The sequence below is a fragment of the Paenibacillus guangzhouensis genome (genome assembly GCF_009363075.1).
In the GTDB taxonomy this organism is placed as follows: Bacteria; Bacillota; Bacilli; order Paenibacillales; family Paenibacillaceae; genus Paenibacillus_K; species Paenibacillus_K guangzhouensis.
The window spans coordinates 1,489,378-1,503,014 of sequence record NZ_CP045293.1; the positions used below are offsets into that span (position 1 = coordinate 1,489,378).

The 13,637-nt window shown below is 46.0% G+C and carries 14 protein-coding genes; 12 read left to right on the plus strand and 2 right to left on the minus strand.

The window, feature by feature from the left end:
- Positions 1–153 precede the first annotated feature (153 nt).
- The 4 genes from GCU39_RS06620 to GCU39_RS06635 all read left to right on the plus strand — a co-directional run bounded on the left by GCU39_RS06620 (position 154) and on the right by GCU39_RS06635 (position 6,035).
- Complete coding sequence (locus GCU39_RS06620) at positions 154–513, plus strand: YuzC family spore coat inner layer protein (protein ID WP_152392789.1); 360 nt, start codon at positions 154–156, stop codon at positions 511–513.
- Between the two features lie 180 nt (positions 514–693).
- The gene (locus GCU39_RS06625) at positions 694–1,884 is read left to right on the plus strand and encodes an MFS transporter (RefSeq protein ID WP_152392790.1); all 1,191 of its coding nucleotides are present in this window, start codon (positions 694–696) and stop codon (positions 1,882–1,884) included.
- A 64-nt stretch (positions 1,885–1,948) separates the two neighbouring features.
- Positions 1,949–3,172: an amidohydrolase gene (locus GCU39_RS06630; RefSeq protein WP_152392791.1), complete on the plus strand. Its 1,224-nt coding sequence runs from the start codon at positions 1,949–1,951 to the stop codon at positions 3,170–3,172.
- 208 nt (positions 3,173–3,380) lie between these two features.
- Entirely contained in the window at positions 3,381–6,035 is a 2,655-nt protein-coding gene (locus GCU39_RS06635; protein ID WP_152392792.1) for a hypothetical protein, read from the plus strand.
- A gap of 197 nt (positions 6,036–6,232) precedes the next feature.
- Here GCU39_RS06635 and GCU39_RS06640 read toward each other — a convergent pair whose 3' ends face one another.
- Together GCU39_RS06640 and GCU39_RS06645 are read right to left on the minus strand one after the other, a co-directional pair.
- Positions 6,233–7,756, minus strand: coding sequence for a DHA2 family efflux MFS transporter permease subunit (locus tag GCU39_RS06640; protein ID WP_152392793.1), 1,524 nt, complete (start codon positions 7,754–7,756; stop codon positions 6,233–6,235).
- 9 nt (positions 7,757–7,765) lie between these two features.
- A complete protein-coding gene (locus GCU39_RS06645; protein ID WP_152392794.1) occupies positions 7,766–8,404 on the minus strand; it encodes an efflux RND transporter periplasmic adaptor subunit in 639 nt (212 codons plus the stop codon).
- A 155-nt stretch (positions 8,405–8,559) separates the two neighbouring features.
- Here GCU39_RS06645 and GCU39_RS06650 point away from each other — a divergent pair, with 155 nt between their 5' ends.
- From GCU39_RS06650 to GCU39_RS06685, 8 genes are all read left to right on the plus strand, one after another.
- On the plus strand, positions 8,560–9,111 hold the full coding sequence (locus tag GCU39_RS06650; RefSeq protein WP_152392795.1) for an NAD(P)H-dependent oxidoreductase: 552 nt from the start codon (positions 8,560–8,562) through the stop codon (positions 9,109–9,111).
- 4 nt (positions 9,112–9,115) lie between these two features.
- Positions 9,116–9,520 carry a hypothetical protein gene (locus GCU39_RS06655; RefSeq protein WP_152392796.1) on the plus strand — a complete coding sequence of 135 codons (405 nt, stop codon included), beginning with the start codon at positions 9,116–9,118 and terminating at the stop codon, positions 9,518–9,520.
- 169 nt (positions 9,521–9,689) lie between these two features.
- Positions 9,690–10,178, plus strand: coding sequence for an NUDIX hydrolase (locus GCU39_RS06660; RefSeq protein ID WP_152392797.1), 489 nt, complete (start codon positions 9,690–9,692; stop codon positions 10,176–10,178).
- 62 nt (positions 10,179–10,240) lie between these two features.
- Positions 10,241–10,588, plus strand: a complete 348-nt coding sequence (locus tag GCU39_RS06665; protein WP_152392798.1) for a VOC family protein — start codon at positions 10,241–10,243, stop codon at positions 10,586–10,588.
- A gap of 74 nt (positions 10,589–10,662) precedes the next feature.
- Positions 10,663–11,226, plus strand: a complete 564-nt coding sequence (locus GCU39_RS06670) for a DUF4303 domain-containing protein (protein ID WP_152392799.1) — start codon at positions 10,663–10,665, stop codon at positions 11,224–11,226.
- A 202-nt stretch (positions 11,227–11,428) separates the two neighbouring features.
- Complete coding sequence (locus GCU39_RS06675) at positions 11,429–11,893, plus strand: hypothetical protein (RefSeq protein WP_227793464.1); 465 nt, start codon at positions 11,429–11,431, stop codon at positions 11,891–11,893.
- Between the two features lie 155 nt (positions 11,894–12,048).
- Positions 12,049–12,141, plus strand: a complete 93-nt coding sequence (locus GCU39_RS06680; RefSeq protein ID WP_152392800.1) for a sporulation protein YjcZ — start codon at positions 12,049–12,051, stop codon at positions 12,139–12,141.
- A 574-nt stretch (positions 12,142–12,715) separates the two neighbouring features.
- Complete coding sequence (locus GCU39_RS06685; RefSeq protein WP_152392801.1) at positions 12,716–13,612, plus strand: cation diffusion facilitator family transporter; 897 nt, start codon at positions 12,716–12,718, stop codon at positions 13,610–13,612.
- Positions 13,613–13,637 lie beyond the last annotated feature (25 nt).

Consider the following 13,637-nt stretch of genomic DNA (forward strand, 5'->3'; position numbering starts at 1 on the left):
ATTATAGTTTAATCCGTTTTCTACCAAATTCCAACATGTAAAAGATTCCAATTGCAATAAAGCCAGTGGACGTCGAAATTACCTAAGAAGCAAATAAGAGACCACCCCCTGGGTATGCGCATATAATATCCGGAACCAGAAGGAGGAGATCAAATGCATCAGACGAATCCTATCTATGCGAGTTATCCTTGGTACTCACATCCCGCCGAGAGGTACCCGGTTACAGATAATCCGCAGGATGTTAAGCTTATGCAGCTATCGGCGAAAAATTTTCTTGTACCAGTGCAAGAACTGCATCAACTGTTGCATCATATTGCCAACAATCCTCAATTTGCGAAGGATTTAAAAACAGCGGCTTCGCTGAGCCAAGAGGATAAAGTGAAGAGTATGATTCAATCGACTGGCATTCAAACACCGATAAAGATTAGTTTTAGTCCAGAAGGCATTACCGTCATGTTTCAACCGGCGAATACGGCAGCATGCTTTGCGATCCGGCTAAGTCTATGCTGGTAGTGTAATGAAGGATCAACATCGGCCCCAAAAAAGCTTTCCATGTAGCTGCAATGCTAACGATGGAGGGCTTTTATTTTTTTAGTATATGAAAAACATTCTTTTCTCAAAGCTTTTACATATTTCCCATACCGTTCGGATGTATGTTAGCATGGACTTGGCATTAGAAGGAAGGAGCTCATCATGGCAGCAAAGTCAGCTTTCCCATTATTACTACTCAACATGTTTCTCGCAAATTTAAGTATGGGCCTCGTTATTCCGATACTCCCCGAGCTCCTCACATCGTTTCAGGCAGGTGGACAAGCCGCAGGATATTTGGTTTCCTGCTTTGGACTAACGCAATTTCTGTTCTCACCGGTTGCAGGTAATTTGTCGGATCAACGTGGGCGAAAACCTATGATAATTGTTGGATTATTTCTATTCGCTTTCTCGAATCTATTAGCTGCCTTAGCTGGCGATCTAACCTTATTGCTCGTCTCAAGATTGATTGGGGGAATCGGCTCAGCGGCGCTTATCCCAGCAATTATCGCGTACGTTGCGGACATTACGCCAGATCAAGAACGCAGTAAGGCAATGTCGTGGCTAGGCGCTTCTATGACATCGGGATTTATCATCGGACCCGGAGTGGGGGGATTACTGTCTGAGCTAGGCATCAAGGCGCCATTTTATGCATCTACGCTGGTCGGACTGCTCGCCATGATTTGCAGTCTGCGGATGCTGCCAGAATCGCTAACGCTGGACGTTCGCCGATTACGCCAGCAAGCTAAGGAGAAGAAGGAGAATGTATTTCGGCAAATTGGTCGATCCATTCATTCGCGCTATTTCATCTTATTACTTATTGTTTTTGCGATTTCCTTCGGCTTGACCCATTTTGAAGCGATTTTCCCGCTCTTCGTCGTACAGAGCTACGGATTCACGACACGGGACATTTCGATCCTGCTGACCGTATGTTCGTTAATCGCTACCGTCAATCAACTTGTGCTTACAGAACGAATCGCTCGTCGATTCGGGGAGAAAAGGGTCATTGCAGCCATGCTCCTGTTATCTGCTGTAACATTAATCGGTTTGATCTACTCAGGTAATTTCTTGTATGTCATGGTCGTGACGATGTTATTCTTTACGTTCAACAATATTCTGCGTCCGCTGATGAACACCATGCTATCTAAGGAAGCGGGGGATGAACAAGGTTTTGTTGCGGGCATGAATAACGCCTATACTAGCCTCGGCACCATCTTCGGACCAATGCTGGCAGGAATTCTATTCGATGTTCATATCAATTTGCCTTACCTATTCGGTGCCTTCGTCTTGGTGCTAAGCTGCTTCGTGTCGTTAACACGACTTCGTAGTCAAAGTTATCGCACATCGCACGAATAGGGTACGAGGCTGGGATCACGCAAGGTGAAAAAAAAGCGAATCTAACCATGGAGGGACAACAATCATGCAAGAGATGTATTGGCTTACCAATGTGAGATTAGAAAATGGACACATCGTAGAAGAGGGCAACGTCGTAGGAACTTCTACGGACTTATACCATTTGCAAATTCAAGCGGGAAAGATATCGAACATCTTGCCTGCGACAGAACCTTTGCCTGATGATGCAGCGCTCCGGATGGATGCGCAAGGATTGCTCGCATTGCCGTCTTTCATAGAGAAGCATTGTCATCTAGACAAGACGCTGCTTGGCGACCGCTGGCGGCCCGTTCAGCCTGCTGCTTCCATCGTTGAACGTTTCGAAATTGAGAAGCAGACACTTCCCACGCTTGCAACGACGATGAAGGAACGTGCCGAGGCGCTGCTTCGCGTTCTTCTCCAAGCGGGCTCAACCCATGTACGCACGCATGTTGATATTTATCCCAAAGTCGGACTGCGTCATTTGGAGACGATCCAAGAAGCGTTCGCTGCATTCGATGGCAAAATGTCCTATGAAATCGTAGCTTTTCCTCAGCACGGACTCCTGCGGACACAATGTTATGATCTCATCAAAGCTGCGGTGCGTCAGGGCTGTGGCTTGGTCGGAGGCGTAGATCCGCATCATGTAGACGGAGACATGGAAAAATCACTGCATCAGATGATGGAGCTGGCAGTTGAAGGCAATGCCGATGTTGATCTGCATTTGCATGACGGAGGACGGATCGGGCTCGATACGATCAAACGGCTGGCACATCTGACAGAGCAAGCTGGATGGCAAGGACGCGTATCCATAAGTCACGCATTTGCTCTAGGTGACATGGAAGGACAAGAAGTAGATGAAATCGCCCATCTGTTAGCCGAGAATGGCATGACGATCGTTACAAGCGTGCCGCTTGCCAGAACGATGCCGCCGGTCCCATTTCTTCACCAGCATCATGTGCCTGTAGCCGTAGGATGCGACAACATTTTTGATTCGTGGTCCCCTTTTGGTAACGGGGATGTGCTCGAGCGTGCTGGACGATTGGCAGAACGGTTCGGTAGCAGAACAGAGCTGGATTTGGCGCGAACATTACATTTTATAACCGGAGGCAAGACCCCATTAGATGAAGAAGGCCGTCAAGTATGGCCTAAAATGGGCGACGACGCGAGCATCGTCTTCGTCGAGGCAAGCTGCTCGGCAGAGACGATCGCTAGAAGATCGAAGCGCCCAGCCGTGATGTATCAAGGCAAGATTGTATCTGGATCGTTGTAGATGCGGGATCATTCCCGACGAATGGGAAGTGGCACTTGTATATCGTTTAATAGAGACAATAAAGTAATTCGTGAGAACCATCAGTTATTAACTGGTGGTTTTTACTCTATTTACCAACAAAGTCATAACCTATTTTCACCTAGCATATTAACCTTAATGCGGCTTTCGGACTGATTCCGCAATTTTTCTATGATGAGGTGTTCAATTAATGGGAAGTATGACATGGACTGGCAAAGGCCACGACACATCCTGGGGCAATACAGAGAACTGGGAACCAAAATCAGAACCGAAAGATGGGGATGCAATTATCATTCCTGGGGATACCGGAATTCTGGGACCTGTCGCTCCACCAATCAAGTTGAAAAGCGTTGAAATTAGACGAAATGGTACACTAACAGGCGGTAGGTTGGAAATTTCAGAGAAGTTTTCGTTCCACGGAGGAAATGTACGGAATGACATAGACATCCTGGATACCGCGGAAATGGTGTTCTCAGACAATGATACGAAGACGTTAACAGGGAACATCATTACCAATTATGGAACCATCAAAGTTATAGGGCCCGGCCCAATTCTAATGTCTGAAGGTCTGAAGCTCATCAATCTCGGAAGAACAGAGTTCACTTCTGCTTCAACGGTCAAGTGGAGCAGCGGCAATCCCGTTGAATTTCATAATAAAGGTACGCTTGCTTTGATGCCGTCCCTCGTCTTAATTTCGCCAGTACACGTAAGCTTGAACGGGATCGGATTATGGAACTATGGTGAGATCATTACAGAGACAGGCGAGCTTCGTTTGGAAGGCAGTCTCGGCAGCACACACCGCTTATTTCATAACTCCCGCATATCTGGAATGTTCGAGGCTGGTCGTGTCGTGGTTACCAATGGCGGTTCTCTTACTCTGGAAGGCGAAGTGCTGCTGAATCCCCAAGGGGTACTGGAAATTGCTGGTCAGAGCAATCTTATTCCCGGCGCTGTTCAAGCAGGGGCTCCTGCTCCGCTGCTGCGCAGCTTCGGCAAGCTAGCATGGACAGGTGGCACGATTACAGCAGCTGTACAGATCGAACCAGTTGGAAGTATGGAAGTAACGGGCACGGGAGAGAAGGTTCTCTCGCAAGGCAGTATCCGCAATGAGGGGATGATAGGCCTGAAAGGTGCGGGCGCTATCAAGCTTGGGGGCGGCGGCACGATTCTGAATATCGGGACGATGCAGTTCACAGATTCCGTTTCGATCATGTACGGCTATGGAACTGGAGGTGTGCTGGATCATCGAGGAACGATACAAGTCACTGGTGAAGCTTCCTCGCATGATTTCCCACTTGTTCGTATCAAGGGTGTTCAATTCTTGACGCAGGGACTTATCCAACTGCAGACAGGACAGCTTCGCCTGGAAGAAGCCAAGGCCACAATGAAGAGTGGTACGCGTCTAGAAGGTCAGGGCCGGGCAGTGCTTGCCAGTGGAACGTTGACACTTGAGCAAGATTTGAAGGTTGACGCAGCGACAACTTTTGAGTTGAGCGGCAGCGGCATTCTTACGACAGCGCAGGCCCGCAAGGTTGTCTGTACAGGTACATTCGCGTGGCAAGGAGGCAACCTTCTCACAGCGCTTCAAATTCAGAGTGGTGGCCTCCTTCAGATTAGCGGTATTGAGAAGAAGAGCATCAACATCGTGCGGATTACGAACGACGGTACGATTCGCTGGAGTGGTACGGGAGCCGTACAGGCAGCAGCGGGAGCTGCAATTACCAATAACGGCCTGATCGAAACAGATGGAAACGTTAATATGATATGGACCAGTGGTGCAAGACCATCGGTCGATAACGCTGGAACGATTCGTGTCGGGAATGGGATCGCATTATTTACGGACGTCAACCTTACGACTCGTGGCAACGTGGAGATTAAAGATCAAAGCACGCTTCAATTCAAGGGGGTATGTGACTACCGCCAGACTGCAGGTGAGACGAAGCTATCCGGAGGCAAGCTGCAATCGGTCAATACGATACGCCTTGAAGGCGGTACGATCTGCGGGAATGGAACGATTGAAGCCAGCCTGCGCAACACCAACGCAACGCTAAGTCCGGGATTGGCTGAGCAAGCTGGGCTAATTAAAATTACGGCCAGCTATACGCAAGATTCAACAGGCCGAATGAACATTCGGCTTCATGGACCTACGCTGTTCAGTCAAGTGATCGTTGTAGGCACAGTAACGTTAGCTGGAAGACTTACCGTAGACCTGGCACCTGGCTTCGAGCCAGCTGAAGGTGTGAAGTACGATGTGTTCACTTATCCGTCGGTGACAACACGGTTTGCAAAGATCGCCCGACCTGTATATGCTACGAGTTTTACGCTTGTTGAGACGTATGGTCCTCAAGCGCTCGGCTTTGAAGCATTATCGGTACAGACCATGGCCAATCGTCTGCTTGGACATAGCGGGGTAACGCTTGCTACAACTCATACATCGGGAAAAGTGGATCAAGCTACGCCTCACCACAATATGACGCAAGTTGCAGCAGGACAGCCGGCGAATTGTAGCAGCTACTGTACCACGGATAGTGCAGGCGTTACGAAGTGTGGCCCGGGCGGTACAACAACCATGCAGCCTATTACAATGGCAGCTCTTACTCATTTAGCTCAAATATATACTTATTCTGTAAGTGAGGTTGCTGGTGGTGTACATGGTGCAAATTCTCGTCATTACATAGGCCGCGCCTTTGATATCACTCATATTAACGGTAAGCAGGTTCAAGCAGGTCATCCACAATTAAATGCTTTTAAAAATGTTATCTGGTCGTTTGTGGCTGAAGACGTTCTCGGTCCTGGCGACAAGGATCATGATTATCACGTTCATGCCGAATGGCCACTTAATTAATTCGGAAATAGTCATTAAGTTAACGATAGCATTACAAAAAACAGCGGTAGTCTACGACTTTAGTTTCAAGTCCTAGAGCGCCGCTGTTTCTTTTTTTAGGTCAGTATTGGCGGCGATCGATTTGTATCGCGATCCAGCCGATAGATGTTCCAGAACCGCCATCTCGCGTTGCGACTGATTGGTCGATCCGCATCCGGTTACCCTTCCGATATTTTCTTGGGCCGCTTCAAGAACAGCGAGAAGAAAATACCAATAACGGTAATGATCGTCGCAACGACGAAGGCATCGTTAATACCGCTGATGGTGGATGCTTTCGTCACCAAGCCTCCAATGATCGATAAGGTATATGCGCTGCCGATTTCTGAAGGTAGTCCTGTAAGCGATGAGATACCTGCCCCCAAGTTTGCGAAGTTCTCGGCAGCAATCGTATTGTTCAACGTCAAATTATTCGAATAGGATGCCACATGTTCGGTTGTTCTTGTCGACATTACCGTTACTAGCACTGCGGTTCCAAATGAACTGGCAACCTGACGCATTGTATTGGACACCGCCGTGCCATGGCTCTTTAATTTTGGCGGCAGCGCATTGAGCCCCTCAGTCATGATCGTCATCATAATGAAGGAGATACCGAAGCTTCTCAGCGCATAGAGCGTCATCAGGTGATAATACGTAGACTCATCGGTTAACTTCGTGAACTGATAGGTCGTCACCGCAGTGATGATTAATCCGATGATCGCAAGCGGCCTAACCCCAAATTTATCAAATAACGTACCCGAGATCGGCGACATCACGCCCATGAGCAGCGCCCCGGGCAGCAGCAGCAGCCCCGACTCTAAGGCGGTATAGCCCCGAATATTCTGAACATAAATCGGGAGCAGAAGCATGGCACCGAACATCGCCATATTCACGATGACGCTGACGACGGTAGACATGGTGAAGGTAAGATTTTTGAACACCGACAAATTCAAGAGAGGACTGCTTGTTGTCATCTCCCTCACGACAAAGAAGATGAGAAATAGGACGCCGACGATAATGGAAATATCCACGACAGCATCTCCCCAGCCTCTGCTTCCAGCCTCGCTAAGTCCATACAACAGCGCTCCAAACCCTATCGTCGACAAGACGGCACCCTGCCAATCCAGCTTCGGGTAGGTGAGCTTCAGCACATTAGACAAATATCTGAACGTCAATATGACTTCAATGGCGCCAAGTGGAACCATGACAAAGAACAAGACGCGCCATGAAAAGTGCTCCACCATGTAGCCTGCAAAGGTCGGCCCGAGTGCAGGCGCGAACATCATCGCAATTCCCATCATGCCCATGGCGCGCCCCATCTGTTCGGGGGGGAAGATGCGCAGGAAGATGTTGGTTACGAGCGGCATCAATACGCCTGCTCCAATGGCTTGTACGATGCGTCCGACCATTACAACGGAGAATGTTGGACCCATACCGCAAATGAGGGAACCAATCGTAAACATCGTCATCGCCATGGCGAAGAGCAAACGGGTAGAAATGGATTCCATGAGAAAGGCACTGATTGGAATCATAATCGCATTGGCCAGCATGAACCCTGTCGATAACCATTGAACCGTCGTCGTGGACACATTCAAATCCGTCATCATGTGAGGGATGGCGACATTGACCATGGTTTGGTTCAAGATTGCGATGAACATCCCCAGGATGAGAACGGTAACCGTGGGTGCAATACTTTTTTCGCTCATCTGGGCCCCCTATTTATGAATACGGATCGATACGCTCATCCCGGGAACGAGGCCGAGACCGCGGTAACCGTCCAACGTGATCTTGATTGGAATGACTTGCGTCACCTTCGTATAATTTCCTGTCGTATTGGAAGTAGGCAGTAGGGAGAAGGTTCCAGCTGTTGCAAGCCCAATCTGATCGATCTTGCCTGTAAGAGCCGTACCAGGAAAAGAATCTACATAAACATCCACGGTCTGATTCACTTTCACATCGTTAATCTGAGTCTCTTTCACATTGGCAGTTACGTACAAGTCTCCGAGATCGAACGCTTTGGCGAGCGACATCCCGGCTCCTATTACGGTGTTGGCTGCGGCGTTCTGTTGGACGATCGTAGCCGAACGAGGCATCTTAATGGATACATTGCCTTTGTCCGTGAGCACGGTGCCAAGATCTTGTCCCGCTGTATATGTATCGCCTACCTTGCCTCGCCAAGACTGAAGCAAGCCAGGAGACGAAGAAGATATCGTGATGGCTTGACCATCCACCTTCGCGTTGTCCGTTGTAATAAAATTGATGGATTGATTGTAGTAGTAGACGGCGACGGCACCCCCTCCTAACAGAACGAGAAGAACCAGAATATTCACGATTACAAGTCTAGAGCTTTTCATTTCGATCGATTCCTTCCTTTTTCAGAGCAATGTTAGTGTGTTGGGACTTAGTGTTTCGATAGCGGTTGCCAATTATCCATAAAGATGGATAGTAATATGATGATCGAGGAAAAGTATATTGCAGCATATAAAGCAAAGTTGGAGGGAAAGCATGCATGAACATATACATTGTATACGACAGCGAGGATGGCCATACGGAGGCCTTGGCGAAGGCAATCGCGCAAGGTGTGCGGGACGTTCAAGGAGCTCATGCGTATCTGTACCATGTGGATCAAGCAGATGTTCATGATCTTGAGCGCATGGATGCGATCATCTGGGGTTGTCCTGGGCATTTTGGTAGTATCAGCGCAGGTCTCAAGACATGGATCGACAAACTAGGCTATTTATGGGCTCACGGTAAGCTAGTGGACAAGTTGGGAGCCGTTTTCTGTACGATCGCGACCGAACACGGCGGCATCGAAGCCACGATGTTGAATTTGATTACACCGATGCTTCATCAAGGCATGATTATCGTCGGTCTGCCGGCAACAGTTCCTGAAAATGTGTTATATGGATCGTATTACGGTGTAGGGATCACTTGCCGCTTGGAAGAATCGCCAGACGATTCGCCCAATTTACCGAACGATGATGAATTGGCCCTAGGCAAAGCATTAGGCGAGCGCGTTGCACGCTTAGCTGGCAAAATGACAGGTCGAGGGGTGAGATGATCGAATGCTCATAATCGGATACGGCATTGTGGCGCTTGTTGTCATTATCATCTTAATCATTGTGAACGTACGGCATGCGAATCGGTCATCTAAGCGAGGATCTTCCGCAACAACCGATACCGTAACGAAGACAGACTCTGTTACCGAGAAGGTAACAGAACCAGAGTTGCACACGGATGCTCCCCTCAATGATGAACCTGTCACAAGCGTAGATCATGATATGCCAGTAGAGCAGGAGGTTGTCTCGCCGCCTACGACCAATAACGCATCCTTCCGGCAATCACTCAGGCAATTAAAACAAACCGCAGAGAGAACGGACCCACGGCAGCCTTCCAACTTCGGCAAGATGTCGGACGCCGATTACCGGAAAGCGATGAAAACCTTGCGAAACGCTTCAAAAAAAGAGTAGTGAACGGAATCGCCGTCGTCATTCGCGGATTTTTTCTGCGTGTGGTGGCGTTTTTTTATTCATAGATTGATTATCTGATTTTAACTAACAGTCGTTTCGTGAATAAGCAGGAAAGTACAGAAATCATGAGGAATACATATACAAATTTGCTGTATTAGGAGGTCGTGACATGGCGTTTCCGACACATATTGTATCGGCAGGCGGAATTGTAGAGGATGGAAATGGAAATATCTTATTAGTAAAAGCCCATGACGATGGTTGGGTGTATCCTGGTGGGATAACTGAAGTTGGGGAAAACCTGATTGATGGCGTGATTCGTGAAATTAAAGAGGAAAGTGGAATAGACGCCACGGTTAGCCATTTGATTAGTGTTGTTTCGAATACAGCGATCCATAAATGGTATGATGGTGTGACTGATGTTCCTACGAAGGTTATGTTTGATTTCGTGTGCAAAGCTGTGGGTGGAGAGTTAGCTACTTCTGATGAAACGAGCGATTGCAGGTGGGTTCCAAAAGAAAGAGTTCTGGATTTGATTACTTTACCTGCAATCCGCAAACGTTATGAAGCTTATTTGAACTTTAATGGCTCTGTGAATTATCTAGAGTACGTCACTGCGACAACGTCAGAATGTAATGTGAAGCTTCAAAGGCATGTTTAGCTGTACGAGGATTTCGTGGTTAATAATCTGACAAATTTGATGACAGACAGGAGATCGTTACGATGATAAAAGGTTTTGGAGGAATATTCTGGAGAACTAAAAATCTTGAAGTTATAAAAAAATGGTACAGTGAAGTGTTGAAGATTGAAATAGGGGATTGGAATGGGACTGTGATAAAACCCCAATTCGAAAATGAGACGATCTTCTCATTCTTTACCGAGAATGACAGCTATTTTCCAACAGAACAACAAGTGATGTTAAATTTTCAAGTAAATAATCTAAACGAGATGATTGAGCATCTTGAACATATTGGTGTACCTCTTGCAAAGAAACAAGAGATTAGTGAATATGGAAAGTTTATTTGGATTGAAGATCCTGAAGGTCGATTGATCGAGCTTTGGGAGAAATAATGAATAGTAATTCATTTGCTATTGAGCTAATGGGACACACGCACGATTCCCGACATTGCGGAAGGAGCTGCCCGATGGATTTCGATTTCTCCATACTTAGACAAGAGATAAAAACGGCGGCAATGCAGGCTTTTGCCGAGATGAATGAGAGGTGCAGTGAAGAGCAGGTGATCGCCTTTGCTTTATACAGCGACGAAGGCGCCATGACGGTGTGCCCTGCTGTCAATACGGATATTCATCTCGACCGCATGGTAACAGGTAACGCGGAAGATGCGCTGTATTTCAAATACGAGCCTGCGGAGTGGAAGTTCGAAGGTCAAGGGGCGGAGGAAGCCTTCGGCTCGATTTGCTCACAGCTGCGTAGTTTCGTCCTGATGAATGGTCGTTCTTCCAGCCATGAAGACGGCAACTTCGAGGCATTTCGAGAGGAGTTGTACGAAACGTGCATCGGGGTGTTAGAAGAGCTGGTGTGCTCGGGCTTCTTTGCTCGTTATGCCGGTCGCGACATCATCGTTTTGTTCGCAGTTTCCGACTACGAGTATGAACCAGAATGGTATATGCGGATGATCCAGCGGTTGAATGCAGATGACGCCGTCCGTAAGGAATGCGAGGTTTATGTGAAAGAATGGGGCGATTAACGTCGAAAAGCTCGCTTCTATTCTTACGCCTTTACGCTAACGAGGAATATGAGTTGAATAAATGTGAATGTTGAGCAGACTACAGCAGTCTGCTCATTTTCATATGTTAATGAGCAGGAAAGTTCAATTTATATTGACGGAAAGTTAGATTAGTAACAAATACATTTGATATTACGTCGTATAAATTAAAAGGGGGGAATATATGCGGCTTCTAATAAGTATATCTTCAACTTTTCTTATTGCATTTACTTTATTGATTGGAATTGTGTCCGCGAGTTGGGCGTATTTGTTTGTTGTCAACGACGGAAAAATATATGTCATTACAGATGAGCGTGTAGCACCAAACCATATTGGTCCGAGTATTGGAAAGGTAACTAAATATTCGGATTCGGAAGGCACTTACTCTGGTAATTTCTCAAATCGATATCCAAAGGGAACGAAATATTACGAAATTATAGGAATTGAAATCAATGATGCAATTGCAATCAAAGAAAATGAAATGTTGTACGTAAAAGCAACTTATGGCGGTGAATATGCAGGTGACAGGTATAACTGGTCCGATGATTTACCCTATGTTCTCATAGTTCTCATTGTAGGGTTACTTACTAGTTATTTTATAAAAAAGAGGTTACGCCAACGGGATACCAAAGATGCCAAAGTTCAATAAAAACAGAAAGGCAGCCAGATCGGCTGCTTTTTCTCTGTTAACAGACAAAAAATACAATTGAAAATATAATTCATCGGTCTAGTAACAATCATCCAAGCATGTAGAGAGATATTTTCATAACATAACGTGTACTTCATAGGAAGGGGGTGCTAAAGATGTCCAGTCTAGTTGGTGGAGCATTTACAAGCACAGGGACCATTCTTGTGCTCTTCATTCTGCTCGTAATTGTCACTTGCAGATTTATTTAAGGTTTCCATGAATAATATCTAATGAGAAAATTGTTGCATGGTTTTATGTTCTCCGCAGTTATTCCAAGAACAATCTATCACGATCCTGTTTTGAAGAGGAAGGATTGATGTCTGTGACATTTCGCCAACAAGCAAAATCATTACAGGGAAAGAAAATACAAGTTACAACGACCGGCAGCACATATACGGGTACTCTTTTATCCGTGGGTACAGATTCATTAATTTTAAGTACTATAATTAGACGGCGCAGAAGACGTCTCATCATACGATTAGCCGAGATCATTCTACTTTCGAGATTATTGGGTTAATATATGGAATAGACCCCGAATCCAGGTGATTTCACCTGGATTCATCGCTTACTGAAAAAGAAGAATTTCCAAATACATAAGGCAGTTACACTAGAAAATCACGTTATCAGTTTCGTATAACCAATAGTTTTTAGTTCTACCATAAGATTTGACCCTAATCAACTTATCAGGTTATAAGCAACACTGTTTCTCTAGACCCACTCGAATGTCATCGTTTAGAATGTTCTAGTTGACTTAACAGTTTAAAGATATGTGAGGAAAGAATAATGAACGATTATAACAAGCAATCAGCATTTGCGATATGGATCAGCTTTATTAGTAATATCGTATTGACTGCTATCAAACTCATGGTTGGATTATTCTACAGTAGTCCTGTATTAATCGCAGACGGAGTACATAATGCAGGAGATATTGTTGCTACGGGTGCAGCTCTCACCTCCATGAGAGTGTCCAAACAACCTCCTGATGATGACCATCCCTATGGACATGGTAAAGCAGAGGTAATTAGTGCGGGTATTGTAGCCATTATTTTAGTATTGGCTGCAGTATATATGGCATATCATTCAATCATGGTATTATTTGAGCCTCCACAAAAAGCAACAGTCATCGCCCTGATTGCAGCATCCTTTTCTTTAATCCTGAAGCAAATACTTTACCTTTACACAATATCAATTGGGAAAAAAACAAATAGCAATGGATTGATCGCCACCGCTTATGATCATCTTGCCGATGTATATGCATCCATTGCGGCAGTAATCGGCATTGGATTGGCAATAATTGGGGATCAATTTCAGATTGGTTTTCTGTCATACGGAGATCCCATTGCTGGGATCATCGTGTCTTATTTTGTATTAAAACTCGCAATTCATATGGGGAAGGCTGCAGTTGATGTGCTGATGGAAAAGACTGTAGATCAGGAGAAAATGGACGCATACATCCATCAAGTACAATCCGTTCAAGAGGTAAAGCGAATTGATAAAATTCGCGCAAGAGAACATGGGCATTACATTATTATTGATGTGAGAGTTGGAATTCAGGCGGAATTAAGTATACAAGAAGGACACGATATTTCTAGGCATATTAAACAATCCATTATGAATCAGCATCCAGAAGTTGAAGAAGTGTTGGTTCATTTAAATCCATGGTACGGCGATGAAAAATAACAGCACCTTAAAGGTGCTGTTTTCA